This window comes from Leifsonia sp. 71-9 (assembly GCF_001898805.1).
Classification (GTDB): domain Bacteria; phylum Actinomycetota; class Actinomycetes; order Actinomycetales; family Microbacteriaceae; genus Leifsonia.
Genome location: NZ_MKVJ01000003.1, coordinates 54,473 through 67,630 on the forward strand (window position 1 = coordinate 54,473; position 13,158 = coordinate 67,630).

The following is a 13,158-nucleotide window of genomic DNA, read 5'->3' on the forward strand; positions in this document are numbered from 1 at the left end:
CTGTATACAGTAACGCTAGAGCGATCGCCACGACGGGTCAACCCCTAAGCTGGCGACCACGAGTCCGGCCGGGAGGGGTCACATGGCGATCGAACGCAAGAACCTGCGTTCCCAGGTGCGCGAGGAGCTCATCGCGCGCATGCGCGCGGGGGACGTTCGCCCGGGGGAGAGCATCAACGAGGTCCAGCTCGCCGCCGAGCTCGGCGTCAGCCGCACGCCGCTGCGGGAGGCTCTGATCGCCCTCGAGAGCGAGGGCCAGATCGAGAGCGAGAACGGCAAGGGCTTCCGGTTCGTTCCGCTCAGCGCGCGCGAGTTCGAGGAGCTCTGCCCCATCATCGTGACCCTGGAAGGCCTCGCCCTCGACCTCTCGCCGCTCGACGAGCTCGCCGCCCTCGGCGCCCGTCTCGGCGGCCTCGCCGCCGACTTCTCGGACGACGTCGCCCAGCACGCCGTCGTCAACCGCAAGGACGACGAGTGGCACAACCTCATGCTGAGCGCCTGCACCAACCGCAAGCTCCTGGAGCAGATCGCGCAGGTGCGCAGCGCCATCCACCGCTACGAGTCCCTGCTCGTCGGCGGGGAGGTGCTCGTCGAGCGCTCCGCCGCGGAGCACGCGATCATCGCCCAGCACCTCGTCGAGCGCGACGTTCCCGCCGCCAAGGCCGCCCTCGCCGAGAACTGGACCAACGGCATGCGCCGCCTCCTCGCCGACGCCGGCATCAAGTGGGAACGCCTGGCCTGACCCCCGGCTTCCGCGCTCACCCCCGCCCGCGTGGCCGCGAACGGTCGCGACACGCCCTTTCCCGTGCCGTCTTCGGCCGAAAAAGGGCGTGTTGCGTCGTCTCACGCGCCGGAGACCTGCACGGCCAGGTCGATGAACAGCGCCGCGGACCAGCCGAAGGCGGTCGTCGCGGTGCGCGCCTTCTCGCCCGTCGCCGGGTTGAAGTACTCGTGGGGGCCCCCGCCGTGCTGCACGAGCCGCAGGGTCTGCTCGATCAGCGCGCGTGATCGGTCGGCGTGGCCGGAGACCGCCAGCCCCTCCGCGAGCAGCGCGTTGACGTTGACCCACACCGGGCCGCGCCACATCCGCTCGTCCGAGTAGTCCGGATCCCGTCGCGCCACGGTGGGCACGATCCAGGTCGTCGCGAACCGCTCGGGGTCGTCGAGGGCGGCGAGGATGCCGGCGACGTAGCGCCCGGGCAGCCGGCCGGTGAGCAGTGGCAGGAGGGAGACGACGGCCTCCGCCTCGACCGGCGCCCCCGCGCCCGAGGAGCGGAAGAACCCGGCGGACTCGTCCCACATCCCCTCCAGCAGCTCGAGCGTGCGGGAGGCGCGCGCGGCGAAACGCTCGGCGACCGCCGCGTCGCCCACGCTCCGGGCTCGCGCCGCGAGCAGGTCGTCCTGCAGGATCAGGTAGGCCGCGAGGTCGGGGGAGGCCACCGGCAGCTCGGCGTCGAAGACCGGGCTGTCGTCGAGGCCGGACGAGTAGGGGTGGCCGTACTCGGGCATCCCGTCGCCGTCGAGGTCGGAGTGCGCGAACCACCACTCCTGGCTGCGCGCGACCGTCGCCCAGGCGGCGTCGAACCAGGCGGGATCGTCGACGAGCCCCTCCAGGCGGCGCAGCGCCCATGCGGCGAGCGGCGGCTTCGTGAGCGGGATGGGCGCGGACGGGTCGGCGATGGCCGAGCCGGCGCGGCGCAGGTTGTCCCGGTCGCCCGGCGGGAGGTCGTCGCTGGAGGCCAGCACGCCCTCGTCGTGCACCACATCCGGCAGCTGGCCGTCCGCGGTGGGGAAGGCGAAGGCGAGCTCCAGCTGCTCGCGGGCGAGCTCCGGGTCGCCGTGACGGAGGCCGGAGGCGATGAAGTACGCATCCCACTGCCAGAGCCCCACATACCCGATCTTGGAGGGCACGACCGCCCGCGCCCCGCGGCCGGGCAGCGACACGATGTTCGCGCCGAGCACCCACCAGCAGAACGCGGTCATCCCAACGAGGTCGTCACGCACCACCGGCGTCCGCGCAAACCACTCCTCCCACACCCGCCCCGTCGCCTCCAGCGCCGCCCTATGCCCGCGAGCACAGGAAAAGTGCTCGATCTCGGCCGTGAACCGAGCACTTTTCCTGTGCTCGGCGGCTGCGGGGGCGAGGGTGATGCGGATGGGCGACGTGGTGCGGAGGGCGGGGGTGTGGGGCAGGTCGAGTTCGGCGGTCCAGGGCGCCTCGCCGCCGCCGAGGCTGAGGGCGTCGGGGCCGTCGAAGGTCAGCGTGACGCCCGCCGCGCCGAACTCGATGCGGTCGGGGTGCACGGCGCTGACCGGCGCGACGCGTCCGTCCGGGCCGAGCACGCGCAGGGTGCGGACCAGGATGCAGTCATCCAGCCGGCGCTCGTACTCGGCCAAACGCACCGTCACCCCCTCGTCGGCCCGCATCACGAGGATGCGCGAGCCCGGGAGGGTGAACGGCGCCGACTCCAGGTCGAGGTACGGCGAGACCCGTGCGGCTGCGGCGGCGGCGACGCTCATCGCCCGCCCAGCCCCGACGCGGCCATCGAGTTCAGGATGCGGCGCTGGCCGATCACGAACGCGATCAGCATCGGGATGGTCGCGATGGCCGACGCCGCCATGATCAGCCCGTAGTTGACCGACCCGTACTGGCCGCGGAAGCTCTGCAGCAGCAGCGGCACCGTGAAGAGGTCCTGCGAGTTGAGGATGACGAGCGGCAGCAGGAAGTTGTTCCAGGTGCTCAGCGCCACGATGATCGCGAGCGCGCCGAGCCCGGGCTTCAGGTTCGGGAGGATGATGCTCCAGAAGATGCGCCACCGGCCGGCGCCGTCGACGAGGGCCGCCTCCTCCAGCTCGCGCGGCAGCGACAGCACGAACTGGCGCATGAGGAACACCGCGAACGGGTTCGCGAGCGCGGCGGGCACGATCAGCGCGAGGTGCGAGTCCACCCACCCCAGCTTCGCCATGAGGAAGTAGAAGGGGATGAGCGTCACCTGCATCGGGATCATCTGCGTCGCCAGGAACAACACGAACAGCACCTTGCTGCCGCGGAACGGTATGCGCGCGAACGCGTACCCGGCCATCGCGGCGGTGACGAGCGTGCCGGCGACGACGAGCACGGCGATGTAGATCGTGTTCCAGTACGCCTGCCCGAACGGCACGTCGCTCCACGCGTCCGCGTAGTTCTGCAGGGTGAAGGGGTGCGGCCACACGCTCAGCGGGTCGTTGAGCAGCTGCGGCAGCGACTTGAACGAGGTGACCAGCATCCAGAGGAAGGGGAACACCATCGCGAGGCCGCCCAGCAGCAGGACGACGTGCAGCAGGGCCTTGCGGGCGCGGGAGGCCGCACGGCCCGGGTGCGCGGGGGCGGTGCGGGTGGCGGGGTCGGCGGGGGCCGTTGCGGTGGTCATGCGGCATCATCCTCGTAGTGGACGAACTTCTTCTGGGCGGCGAACTGGATGCCCGTGATCACGAGGGTGATGACCAGCAGGATGATCGACGCGGCGGAGGCCGGGCCGAACTGGAACTTGCCGAAGCCCAGATCGTAGATGTGGTAGACGATGGTGCGGGTCGCGTTGTCCGGTCCCGCGTTCGCGGTGAGGATGAACACGGTGTCGAACGTCTGCAGCGAGCTGATGAAGGCGATCACCGTCGAGAAGAAGATGATCGGCGACAGCAGTGGCAGCCGCACGCGGAAGAACAGGGTGATCGCCCCGGCGCCGTCGAGCCGCGCGGCTTCGATCACGGCCGGTGAGATGTTCTGCAGGCCGGCCAGGAAGATGATCACGTTCAGGCCGACCGACGACCAGATGGTCACGATGCAGACGGCGATGAGCGCGAGGTGCGGGTCGCCCAGCCAGTCCGGCGGGGCGATGTGGAACACGTTCGCGATGAATCCGCTCAGCACGCCGTCCTTGCGGAACAGCTGCTGCCAGATCATCGCCACGGCGACCGACGAGGTGACGACGGGCGCGAAGAAGAGGATGAGATAGAGCGTGCGCGTCTTCAGCTTCTCCAGCGCGACCGCCAGCACCACGGCCAGGGCGAGGCCGATCGGCACGGTGATGAGGGCGATGAGGAGGGTGTTGACGATCGACCGGCCGAAGAGCGGGTCGCTCAGCTCGGTGCGGAAGTTGTCGAAGCCGACCCAGCTGAGATCGTTGAGGCCGTCCCACTGCGCGAACGCCAGCACGAGGCTCGCGATGAACGGCACGACCACGAACAGGGCCATCCCGAGCAGCTGCGGGCCCACGAACACGTAGCCCCACCGGCGGTCGCGACGCCGCCAGGCGGACTCCTTGCGGAGCCCGCCCGGCGTCGCGGGAGGGGTCTCGGCCTCGGGGGCGACCAGTGCTTCCCTGACTGCGCTCACGCTCGATGCCTCACTTGCCGCCGGTCTTGCTGGCGATCATCTTCGCGACCTCGTCCAGCGTCTCCTTCGTGGAGGCCTTGCCCTGGTAGAGCGCGAGCATCTTGTCGCTGATGTCGCTGGAGAGGCCGGGGACGGACGCCTCGGTGGCGTTGTCCTCGAAGCCGATGTCGCGCATGTCGAGCAGGGTCTGCGCGTGGGCGGGGTAGCCGTCCAGCACCACCGAGTCGGCGCCTGCGATCGACGGGACGGCGTTGCCGCCGCCCTTGAGGCGGAAGGTCTGGCCCTGGGCCGAGAGGAAGTTCGTCCAGAACTCGAACGCGGCGTCCTTGTTCTTGGTCTTCGCGTTGATGGCGAGGTAGCTGACGGCGACGCCGGTCGGGGCGGGCTTGCCGCTCGGGGTCGGCCACGGCGCCACGTCGTAGTTCTCGGGGTCGCCGGCGGCCTTGACGGTGCCGATCGTGTAGCGGCCCTGCACGAAGAAGCCGGCCTTGTGCGTGACGAACACGCTGTCGGCGCCCGCGCCCTCCGGGAGGGTGTCGGCGACCACGAAGGTGCCGTCCTGGAAGTTCTTGGCCAGCACGTCCATCGCCTTCACGCTGGTCGGGTCGGTGTTGGCGACGAACTTCCCGGAGGAGTCGAACGCCGTCCCGCCCTGCGACGAGATCCAGCTGTAGTGGGTCGACCAGTAGTTCCAGAACATCGAGCCGGTGAGGCCCGCGTCGTGGAGCTTGGCGTTCATGTCGAGGAAAGCCTCCGTCGTCCACTTGCCCTCGGCGGCGAGCGTCGCCGGGTCCTCGGTGACGCCGGCCTTCTTCAGCGCCTCCTTGTCGTACCAGAGGGCGTCGGGGTTGGAGTCGTTGGGCGCCGCGTAGATCTCGTCGCCCTTCTTCGTGGCCCCGAACAGGCCCTGCGCGAAGTCCTCCGGCTTGGTCTTGCTGGCCGACGAGTTCATGAGCGACGTCAGCGGCATCAGCGCCTTCGAGTTGACGAACTGGCCGATCTTGTCGTCGCCGATGTAGAAGACGTCGGGGGCGGTGCCGGAGGCCAGCTGCGCGAGCAGCTTGGTGTGGTAGTCGCTGTAGTCGGCGACCGGCTGGAGCACGACCTTGATGTCGGGGTGCTCCTTCATGAACTGGGTGTCGAATTCCTTGTACCGGGTGAGTTCCTCCGGGGTGCCCCAGGTGGACCAGACGACGGTCTTGGATCCGCCGCCTCCCGAGCCGGAGCATGCGGCCATGCTGAGAGCCAGTGCGGCTGCCGCCGTGATGGCCAGCGCCCTTCTCACCGTTGAGTCGACGCGAGACATGAGTACCTCGTTCCTTGAGAGTCTCTGCTGTGGTGGTCTGTATTCTGTATACAGTAGGCAGCGGAGCGACGCAAGCTTTCAGCTGGGCGAGGTAGTTTATACATGTGAACGATCTCGTCATCGACCCGTCCCGTACCGCGCTGCTCCTCATGGACCTGCAGCCCTCCATCCTCGCCTCCCTCCCCGACGCCGACGCCTTCCTCGCCGAGCTGCGCCGTGCGCGGGAGGCCGCCCGTGCCGCCGGCGTCACCGTCGGCTACGTGCGCGTCGCGCTGTCCGAGGAGGACGCGTCCCGCGTCCCCGCCCACTCCCGATTCGTGACCGCCGCCGAGCGCGTGAGCGAGATCGGCCCCGACCACCCCGCCGTCTCGGTCGACCCGCGCATCGCGCCCGCCGAGGGGGAGATCGTGGTGCGCAAGTCGCGCTACGGCGCCTTCAGCACCACCGACCTCCACGAGCAGCTGCAGGCGCTCGGCATCGACACCCTCGTGCTCGCCGGCATCTCGACCAGCGGCGTCGTGCTGTCGACCGCGCGCGACGCGGTGGACAAGGACTACCGCCTCGTCGTGCTCTCCGACGGCACCTTCGACCGCGACCCGGAGGTGCACCGCGTCCTGACCGAGAAGGTCTACCCCGCCCAGCAGGCCGCCGTCGTCACCATCGACGAGCTGATCGCCGCCCTCCCCGCCGCCTGACCGAAGCCGCGACCGCGGATGTCGCCCGTGTCCACCGATCGGCGGACACGGGTGACCACCGGCCGCCGGTGCCGCGCGCGGGCGCCCGAAGCGAGGCTGGGAGCATGAAACCAGGATCCTCGTCGCGGCTGGCGCTCGCCGGCCTCATCCTCGCCGTCTCCATGACGACGATCGACCAGACGATCGTCGCCCTCTCCGCCCCCACCATCCAGCAGAACCTCGGGCTCAGCCACGACGGGATGCAGTGGGCGGTCAACGTCTACCTGCTCGCCACCGCCGCGTTCTTCCTGCTCGGCGGCCGGATCGCCGACGTCGTCGGCCACAAGCGGATGGCCCTCATCGGCATCGCCGGCTTCGGCATCACCTCGCTGCTCTGCGGCCTGGCCCCGACCGGCGACCTCGCCGAGCCGTGGCTGGTCGCCGCCCGCGCCCTCCAGGGCATCAGCGGCGCCATCATGTTCCCGGCCGCGATCGGCATCGTGGTCGAGGGCTTCGCCCGTGAGAGCCGCGGCCGCGCGATGGCGATCTTCTTCGCCATCACCGGTGCGATGACCGCCCTCGGCCCGATCGCCGGCGGCTACCTCACGCAGTGGACGTGGCGCGCGATCTTCTGGGTGAACGTGCCGATCGCCGTCGCCGCGTTCGTGATCGTCGCGATCGCCGCACGCCCCTCCGCCCCGCGCCGCGAGCGCATCGACTGGCTCGGCGCGCTGGTCGTCGCCGCCGGGATGGGCCTGATCGTCTTCGGCCTGCAGCAGGCGAGCCCGTGGGGCTGGGGCAGCCCGGCGGTCCTCGGCTCCCTCGTCGCCGGCGCCGCCCTGATCGTCGTGTTCGTGCTCCTCCAGCGCCGTGCCGCGCAGCCGCTCGTGCAGCTGGCTGCGTTCCGCGACCGCGGGTTCACGCTCTCCACGCTGGCGACGCTGTTCTCGTCGGTCGCGTTCATCGCCACGTTCTTCTTCCTCAGCGTGTACGGGCAGGTGTCGCTCGGTCTCTCCGCCGGCCTCACCGGGGTGCTCTTCCTCAAGTTCTTCATCGGCTTCGTCGTCGCGAGCCGGGTCGGCTCGGTGCGGTTCGACAAGTACGGCGCCCGTGGTGTCGTCCTGGTCGGCGGCCTGATCGGGGCGATCGGCTTCGCCTGGCTCGCGCTGAAGGCGACCGACCTCGACTTCAACGCCGAATCGTTCTTCAACCAGCAGACCTGGCCCATCGCGATCGCGGGCGCCGGCATCGGCCTGATGTTCTCGGCGGTCTCGACGGATGCGGTGAACCGCGCGATCGGCGCCAGCTACGGCGAGGTGACGGCCATCTCGCAGACGATGAAGAACTTCGGCGGCGCGCTCGGCCTGGCCGTGTTCACGACCATCGTCACCTCCCGGCTCACCGACCTGCTCACCGCGTCGTTCGAGAAGATCGGCGGCACCGCAGCGGACGCGCAGAGTGCGGTCGACCGCATCAGCGGCGCCTCGGGAGACGGCGGCTCGCTCGCGAAGCTGCCGACCGCCGTGCGCGACCAGATCATGCACGCCGTGGCCTCCGACTACGCCGGAGCCGTGCAGTGGGCGTTCTGGGGCATGGCCGGCGCGATGCTGATCGTCGCCGTCATCGGGGTGTTCTACCCGGCCGGCCGCACCTCGGTCGCGGAGGCCTCCGCCGCTCAGCCGGAGCGAGCGGCTACAGTCTGACCGTGCAACAGCAGCGCAGCACCGACAGCGAGTTCCTCGAGTTCCGGGCCTGGCTCGTCTACTCGGCCGCGGCCACGGTCGCCACCGTCGTGATCATCCTGGCGAACCCGTACACCGGGCTCGTCAAGTCGATCGCGTCGGCGGCGATCGTGCTCGCGCTGCTCCCGCTGTTCTGGTCGGTGGTGCGTCGCGGCTCCGTGCCGGACGACTCGCCCCGCTCGATCGTCTACTGCCTCGTCGCGACCGCCGCCTACCTGGTCGCGCTCTCCCTGAGCGACTGGGCGAACGTCGCCCTGTTCGTCCTGTCGCCGCAGTTCTTCCTGCTGCTGTCGTTCTACCCCGCGGCCATCGCGATCGTCCTGGTCAATGCGGGAGGGGTCGTGGTGCGCTGGGCGATCGGCGACATCCCGCCCGTCTCGATCGTCGACGTCTCCGGGATGACGCTGCTGCTCATCGCCTTCTCGATCTTCTTCGGCCACCGCGTCGCCGCCGTCAGCAAGCAGAGCGCCGAGCGCGGCCGGCTCATCGACCGGCTGCGGCAGCAGCAGAACGAGATCGCGCAGCTCTCCGAGCAGCAGGGCGCGGCGGCCGAGCGGGAGCGCATCGCCCGCGAGATGCACGACACCCTCGCCCAGGGCTTCACGAGCATCGTCACGCTCGGGCACGCGGTGCAGGGCGAGCTCGACGCCGATCCCGCCGCCGCCCGCCGGCACGTGGAGCTGATGACCGAGACCGCGCAGGAGAACCTCCAGGAGTCCCGGCGCATCATCGCGGCCATGACGCCGGGGAGGCTGAACGGCTCGCCGCTGCCCGAGGTGCTCGAGCGGGTCGTCGCCCGCTTCGCGGAGGAGAGCGGCGTCAGCGCCGGCTTCGTCGTGGACGGGCGAGCGCGTCCGGCGCCGCCCGCCGTCGACGTGGTCGCCCTGCGGCTGCTGCAGGAGTCGCTCTCGAACGTGCGCAAGCACGCCGCGGCGCGCACCGTGGACGTCGAGCTCGCCTACCTGCCCGACGCGGTGCGCCTGCGCGTGACCGACGACGGGCGCGGGTTCGACCGCGACGCCCCGCGCGGAGGCTACGGGCTCGACGGGATGGCGGCGCGTGTCCGCGAGGCCGGCGGCCGGTTCACGGTCGAGTCGACGCCGGGCCTCGGCACCGGCATCACGGCGGAGCTGCCCGCCCCGGCCGTCACCGCGCCCGATCCCGCCGCGTCCGCGCCCACCGCGCCCAGCGCCCCCACCGAGGAGTCCGCATGATCCGCATCGTCCTGGCCGACGACCACCCCGTCGTCCGCGAAGGCATCCGCGGGATGCTGACCGGGTACGACGACATCGACGTGGTCGGGCAGGCCGCCAGCGGCCCGGAGGCCGTCGACCTCGTCGCCGCGCTCCACCCCGACCTCGTGCTCATGGACCTGCGGATGCCGGGCGGCGACGGCGTCGCGGCGACCCGCGCGATCACGGCCTCCCATCCCGCCACCCGCGTCGTCGTGCTCACGACCTACGAGACCGACCAGGACATCCTCCGCGCCATCGAGGCCGGCGCGAGCGGCTACCTGCTGAAGGACATCGCCCCGGCCGAGCTCGCCCGCTCCGTGCGCGCGGCCGCCACGGGGGAGACGGTGCTCGCCACCTCCGCCGCCTCCGCCCTGCTCGGGAGGCTGCGCGGCGGCGCCCCGGCCGCCCCTGCCCTCTCGCCGCAGGAGGTGAAGGTGCTGCGGCTCGCCGCGGACGGGCGCACCAACGCCGCCATCGGCGCGGAGCTCTTCATCGGCGAGGCCACCGTCAAGACCTACCTGAGCCGCGCGTACGAGAAGCTCGGCGCCTCCGACCGGACCTCGGCCGTGCGGCGTGCCCTGGAGCTCGGTCTGCTCGATGACGGGCCAGAATGAGCGCATGGCAGCGGTGAGGACGGAGCGCGGGCTCGATCGGCTCGTCAACTTCTCCGACGCCACCGTGGCGATCGCGATCACCCTGCTGATCCTGCCGCTCGTCGATCAGGCCGATGACGCGGCGAGGGACATCGGAGCCTGGATCGGCGCCAACTACTGGGAGCTGATCGCCTTCGGCGTCTCGTTCCTGGTGATCGCCCGGTTCTGGATCACGCACCACCGCATCTTCGAGTGGGTCGCCAGCTACGACGTCCGCGTCATCTGGCTGAACTTCGCCTGGCTGCTGGCCATCGTGATCATGCCCTTCACGACCAACGTGCTCGCCGCGAGCAACTCCGGCCAGCCCGCCGTCTACGCGCTGTACATCGGCAACATGCTCCTCGCGTCGCTGTCGATGCAGTTCATCGCCGTCGTGCTGCGACGCTCGCCCGAGCTCGTGCGCGAGGACGCGAAGGAGTCGATGGCCCCGGGCACCGGCTGGATCGCCGACGCCTTGCTCTTCGCCGCGCTGGTGCTCGCCGTGCTCTTCCCGAAGGTCGGCATCTGGTGGCTCTTCGTGCTCTTCCTGCAGGGGCCGATCGTCGGGGTGCTGAAGGCCGTGCGCGGGCGCCGCGGCAGCGTCTCCTGAGAGACCTTTCAGATAACAGCCTCCGGGAGTTCACGGGCGGTTCACGTGCGGCCGCTGGGCTGGTCGGGCCTCACCGACCGAAAGGACCTCCCGCATGTCCCGTCTCCGCTCCCGGCTCCGCGCCGGAGCCGTGCTCGTCGCCGCCGGCGGCGTGCTCGCGGCCGCGCTGCTCCCGACCTCAGCGCTCGCCGCCACCTCCGACAACGGCGGCGCCGCCCGCAACCCCGACGACTCGACCGCCGCGCTGCGCCAGTCGATCGTCAACGGCCCGGCCAAGAACGTCATCCTGCTGATCGGCGACGGGATGGGCGACAGCGAGATCACGGTCGCGCGCAACTACCAGTACGGTGCCGCCGGCATGCTCCCGGGCATCGACGCCCTCCCGCTGACCGGCCAGTACACCACGTACTCGCTCTACAAGGACGGCCCGAACAAGGGCAAGCCGGACTACGTCCCCGACTCCGCCGCGACGGGCACCGCCTGGGCCACCGGCACCAAGACGTACGACAACGCCGTGTCCGTCGACATCGACGGCGCGCCGCAGGCCACCCTGCTCGAGCTCGCGCGCGCCAACGGCCTCCGCACCGGCAACGTGAGCACCGCCGAGATCCAGGATGCGACCCCCGCGGTCCAGGTCGCGCACGTCGGCGCCCGCTCCTGCTACGGCCCCGACAGCGCGAGCTGCGGCGCGGACGCGCTCGACAAGGGCGGTCTCGGCTCCATCAGCGAGCAGCTCCTCGACGCGCGTGCCGATGTCACGCTCGGCGGCGGATCGACCTCCTTCACGCAGAAGGCCAAGGCCGGAGAGTGGAAGGACCAGACCCTCTTCGACCAGGCCAAGGACCGCGGCTACCAGGTCGTCGGCGACGCCGCGGGACTGTCGGCCGTCACGGCGGCGGACCAGCAGAAGCCGCTTCTCGGACTCTTCACCCCCGGCAACTTCCCGACCCGGTACGCCTCCACCACGGCGACCGTCGGCGGCGCCGACGCGGCACCGGTCACCTGCACCCCCAACGCGGACCGGCTGGCATCGGACCTCTCGCTCTCCTCGCTCACCAACAAGGCGATCTCGCTGCTCGACCGCTCCGGGAGCGCCGGCTTCTTCCTGCAGGTGGAGGGCGCGAGCATCGACAAGCGCGACCACTCGGCCGACGCCTGCGGCCAGATCGGTGAGACCGTCGACCTCGACGAGGCGGTCCAGGCCGCCCTCGCCTTCGCGAAGAAGGACGGCAACACCCTCGTCATCGTGACGGCCGACCACGCCCACACCAGCCAGATCGTGGACAGCACCCCGCCGGCCACGCTCAGCACGGCGCTCACCACGGCCGACGGCACCGTCATGAAGGTCGCCTACGGCACGGCCGCGGCCGGCGGCTCGCAGCAGCACACCGGTTCGCAGCTGCGGGTGGCCGGATACGGTCCCGGCGCGGCGGACGTCGTCGGGCTGACCGACCAGACGGACACCTTCTTCACCATCGCGCGTGCGCTGAAGCTCGAGCGCAGCTACACCGCCCTGAGCGCGGGCGCGACGGTCTCGCTCCTGGCGACGACGGTGAAGCCGGGCGACCCGCTGGCGATCTCGCTCGCCGGCTTCAAGGGCGACCGTCAGGTCTCGGGCGTCGTCCAGTCCGACCCGGTCGCGCTGCCGCGGACCGACGTCATCGGCGGAGCGTCGACCATCGCCGCCGTCGCGCCGACCGAGCTCGGCCGGCACACCATCACGGTGACCGGAGCCCAGAGCGGCAAGGCCGTGGTCCTGGCCTTCGAGGTCACCGCGGACGGTCAGCCGACGGGCACGCTCCCGGCGGCCGGCGGTTCGGGTTCCGGAACGGGCACCGCGGCCGGCTCGTCGGCGGGCGCCCTCGCCTCCACCGGAGCCGTCGTGGCGCCGATCCTGGTGATCGCGCTGGCCCTGCTGATCGCGGGCTACCTGCTGTTCGGCCGCGGTCGTCGCCTGGGCGACCTCCCGCGCGCCTGACCGTCGCGCAAAGCCTTCGCGCGATGCCGTCACGCCGCTCCGGGCCTCCGGGGTGGCGCGACGGCATCGTGCGGTCTACTGTCTGCCGCAGACGGATTCAGGAGGACCGGATGCGCTTCAAGACTTTTCTCGTTCTGATCGGGATCGCCGTGGCCTACGTGCTGGGCGCGCGAGCGGGCCGCGAACGCTATCAGCAGATCGTGGGCGCGGTGTCCTCGTTCTGGAACGACCCGAACGTGAAGAAGACGCGCAAGAAGATCAAGAAGGCGACCCGCTAGGCCGCCTCCCGCCCTCAGCCGCTCTTACGGCTCGTCGGTGTCGGTGTCGGTGTACTCGCCCTGCGGGGCGTCGGCCGCCTCGTCGACGTCCGTGTACGTGCCCTCGACGTCGGTCTCGGGGCCGCGGTTGTCCTCGGTCTCCGTGTACTGGCCGTGGACGGTGCGCTCGTGGGGGCCTTCGCCGTCGACCTCGGTGTAGCTGCCCTCGAGGTCTTCGCGCGGCTCGTCGGCCCGGTCTGCTGGGGTGCTCATGGTGCAGACATTACGCCCCGCAGGCCGCGAGGTGTAGAGCGGCGTCGATTCGGCACGGATGCTCAGGCTGGCCGCGCAT

13 protein-coding genes are annotated in these 13,158 nt (G+C 70.9%); 8 read left to right on the top strand and 5 right to left on the bottom strand.

Going from position 1 to position 13,158, the window contains the following annotated elements:
• Positions 1 to 82: 82 nt before the first annotated feature.
• Complete coding sequence (locus tag BGO91_RS02955; RefSeq protein ID WP_290471380.1) at positions 83 to 742, top strand: GntR family transcriptional regulator; 660 nt, start codon at positions 83 to 85, stop codon at positions 740 to 742.
• 101 nt (positions 743 to 843) lie between these two features.
• On the opposite strand, the gene BGO91_RS02960 is transcribed toward BGO91_RS02955, so the two are convergent.
• The 4 genes from BGO91_RS02960 to BGO91_RS02975 are packed head-to-tail and all read right to left on the bottom strand — an operon-like array spanning position 844 to position 5,678.
• Complete coding sequence (locus tag BGO91_RS02960; protein ID WP_290471381.1) at positions 844 to 2,520, bottom strand: hypothetical protein; 1,677 nt, start codon at positions 2,518 to 2,520, stop codon at positions 844 to 846.
• On the bottom strand, positions 2,517 to 3,410 hold the full coding sequence (locus BGO91_RS02965; protein WP_290471382.1) for a carbohydrate ABC transporter permease: 894 nt from the start codon (positions 3,408 to 3,410) through the stop codon (positions 2,517 to 2,519). Before BGO91_RS02965 ends, BGO91_RS02960 begins: the two co-directional genes overlap by 4 nt.
• Positions 3,407 to 4,372, bottom strand: a complete 966-nt coding sequence (locus tag BGO91_RS02970) for a carbohydrate ABC transporter permease (protein WP_290471383.1) — start codon at positions 4,370 to 4,372, stop codon at positions 3,407 to 3,409. The genes BGO91_RS02965 and BGO91_RS02970 overlap by 4 nt, the downstream gene beginning before the upstream one ends.
• Before the next feature lie 10 nt (positions 4,373 to 4,382).
• Positions 4,383 to 5,678 carry a sugar ABC transporter substrate-binding protein gene (locus BGO91_RS02975; RefSeq protein WP_290471384.1) on the bottom strand — a complete coding sequence of 432 codons (1,296 nt, stop codon included), beginning with the start codon at positions 5,676 to 5,678 and terminating at the stop codon, positions 4,383 to 4,385.
• Positions 5,679 to 5,782: 104 nt separating this feature from the next.
• On the opposite strand from BGO91_RS02975, the gene BGO91_RS02980 reads away from it, so the two are divergent.
• The 7 genes from BGO91_RS02980 to BGO91_RS03010 all read left to right on the top strand — a co-directional run bounded on the left by BGO91_RS02980 (position 5,783) and on the right by BGO91_RS03010 (position 12,827).
• A complete protein-coding gene (locus BGO91_RS02980; protein WP_290471385.1) occupies positions 5,783 to 6,373 on the top strand; it encodes an isochorismatase family cysteine hydrolase in 591 nt (196 codons plus the stop codon).
• A gap of 104 nt (positions 6,374 to 6,477) precedes the next feature.
• Positions 6,478 to 8,055 carry an MFS transporter gene (locus BGO91_RS02985; RefSeq protein WP_290471386.1) on the top strand — a complete coding sequence of 526 codons (1,578 nt, stop codon included), beginning with the start codon at positions 6,478 to 6,480 and terminating at the stop codon, positions 8,053 to 8,055.
• Between the two features lie 2 nt (positions 8,056 to 8,057).
• Positions 8,058 to 9,308, top strand: coding sequence for a sensor histidine kinase (locus BGO91_RS02990; protein WP_290471387.1), 1,251 nt, complete (start codon positions 8,058 to 8,060; stop codon positions 9,306 to 9,308).
• Positions 9,305 to 9,943 (top strand): response regulator transcription factor, encoded by a 639-nt coding sequence (locus BGO91_RS02995; RefSeq protein WP_290471388.1) that lies wholly within the window; start codon positions 9,305 to 9,307, stop codon positions 9,941 to 9,943. Before BGO91_RS02990 ends, BGO91_RS02995 begins: the two co-directional genes overlap by 4 nt.
• Positions 9,944 to 9,947: 4 nt before the next feature.
• Entirely contained in the window at positions 9,948 to 10,571 is a 624-nt protein-coding gene (locus tag BGO91_RS03000) for a TMEM175 family protein (protein WP_290471389.1), read from the top strand.
• Positions 10,572 to 10,665: 94 nt separating this feature from the next.
• On the top strand, positions 10,666 to 12,549 hold the full coding sequence (gene phoA, locus BGO91_RS03005; protein ID WP_290471390.1) for an alkaline phosphatase: 1,884 nt from the start codon (positions 10,666 to 10,668) through the stop codon (positions 12,547 to 12,549).
• A 110-nt stretch (positions 12,550 to 12,659) separates the two neighbouring features.
• Entirely contained in the window at positions 12,660 to 12,827 is a 168-nt protein-coding gene (locus BGO91_RS03010) for a hypothetical protein (RefSeq protein WP_021756506.1), read from the top strand.
• Positions 12,828 to 12,851: 24 nt separating this feature from the next.
• Here BGO91_RS03010 and BGO91_RS03015 read toward each other — a convergent pair whose 3' ends face one another.
• Positions 12,852 to 13,079: a hypothetical protein gene (locus tag BGO91_RS03015; protein ID WP_290471391.1), complete on the bottom strand. Its 228-nt coding sequence runs from the start codon at positions 13,077 to 13,079 to the stop codon at positions 12,852 to 12,854.
• Positions 13,080 to 13,158: the final 79 nt, after the last annotated feature.

What these genes read in the sequence shown, in the direction of transcription:
- BGO91_RS02955 (WP_290471380.1), top strand. Translation starts at nt 83, where the DNA reads ATGGCGATCGAACGCAAGAACCTGCGTTCCCAGGTGCGCGAGGAGCTC.
- BGO91_RS02960 (WP_290471381.1), bottom strand. Translation starts at nt 2,520, where the DNA reads ATGAGCGTCGCCGCCGCCGCAGCCGCACGGGTCTCGCCGTACCTCGAC.
- BGO91_RS02965 (WP_290471382.1), bottom strand. Translation starts at nt 3,410, where the DNA reads ATGACCACCGCAACGGCCCCCGCCGACCCCGCCACCCGCACCGCCCCC.
- BGO91_RS02975 (WP_290471384.1), bottom strand. Translation starts at nt 5,678, where the DNA reads ATGTCTCGCGTCGACTCAACGGTGAGAAGGGCGCTGGCCATCACGGCG.
- BGO91_RS02985 (WP_290471386.1), top strand. Translation starts at nt 6,478, where the DNA reads ATGAAACCAGGATCCTCGTCGCGGCTGGCGCTCGCCGGCCTCATCCTC.
- BGO91_RS02995 (WP_290471388.1), top strand. Translation starts at nt 9,305, where the DNA reads ATGATCCGCATCGTCCTGGCCGACGACCACCCCGTCGTCCGCGAAGGC.
- BGO91_RS03000 (WP_290471389.1), top strand. Translation starts at nt 9,948, where the DNA reads ATGGCAGCGGTGAGGACGGAGCGCGGGCTCGATCGGCTCGTCAACTTC.
- phoA (WP_290471390.1), top strand. Translation starts at nt 10,666, where the DNA reads ATGTCCCGTCTCCGCTCCCGGCTCCGCGCCGGAGCCGTGCTCGTCGCC.
- BGO91_RS03010 (WP_021756506.1), top strand. Translation starts at nt 12,660, where the DNA reads ATGCGCTTCAAGACTTTTCTCGTTCTGATCGGGATCGCCGTGGCCTAC.
- BGO91_RS03015 (WP_290471391.1), bottom strand. Translation starts at nt 13,079, where the DNA reads ATGAGCACCCCAGCAGACCGGGCCGACGAGCCGCGCGAAGACCTCGAG.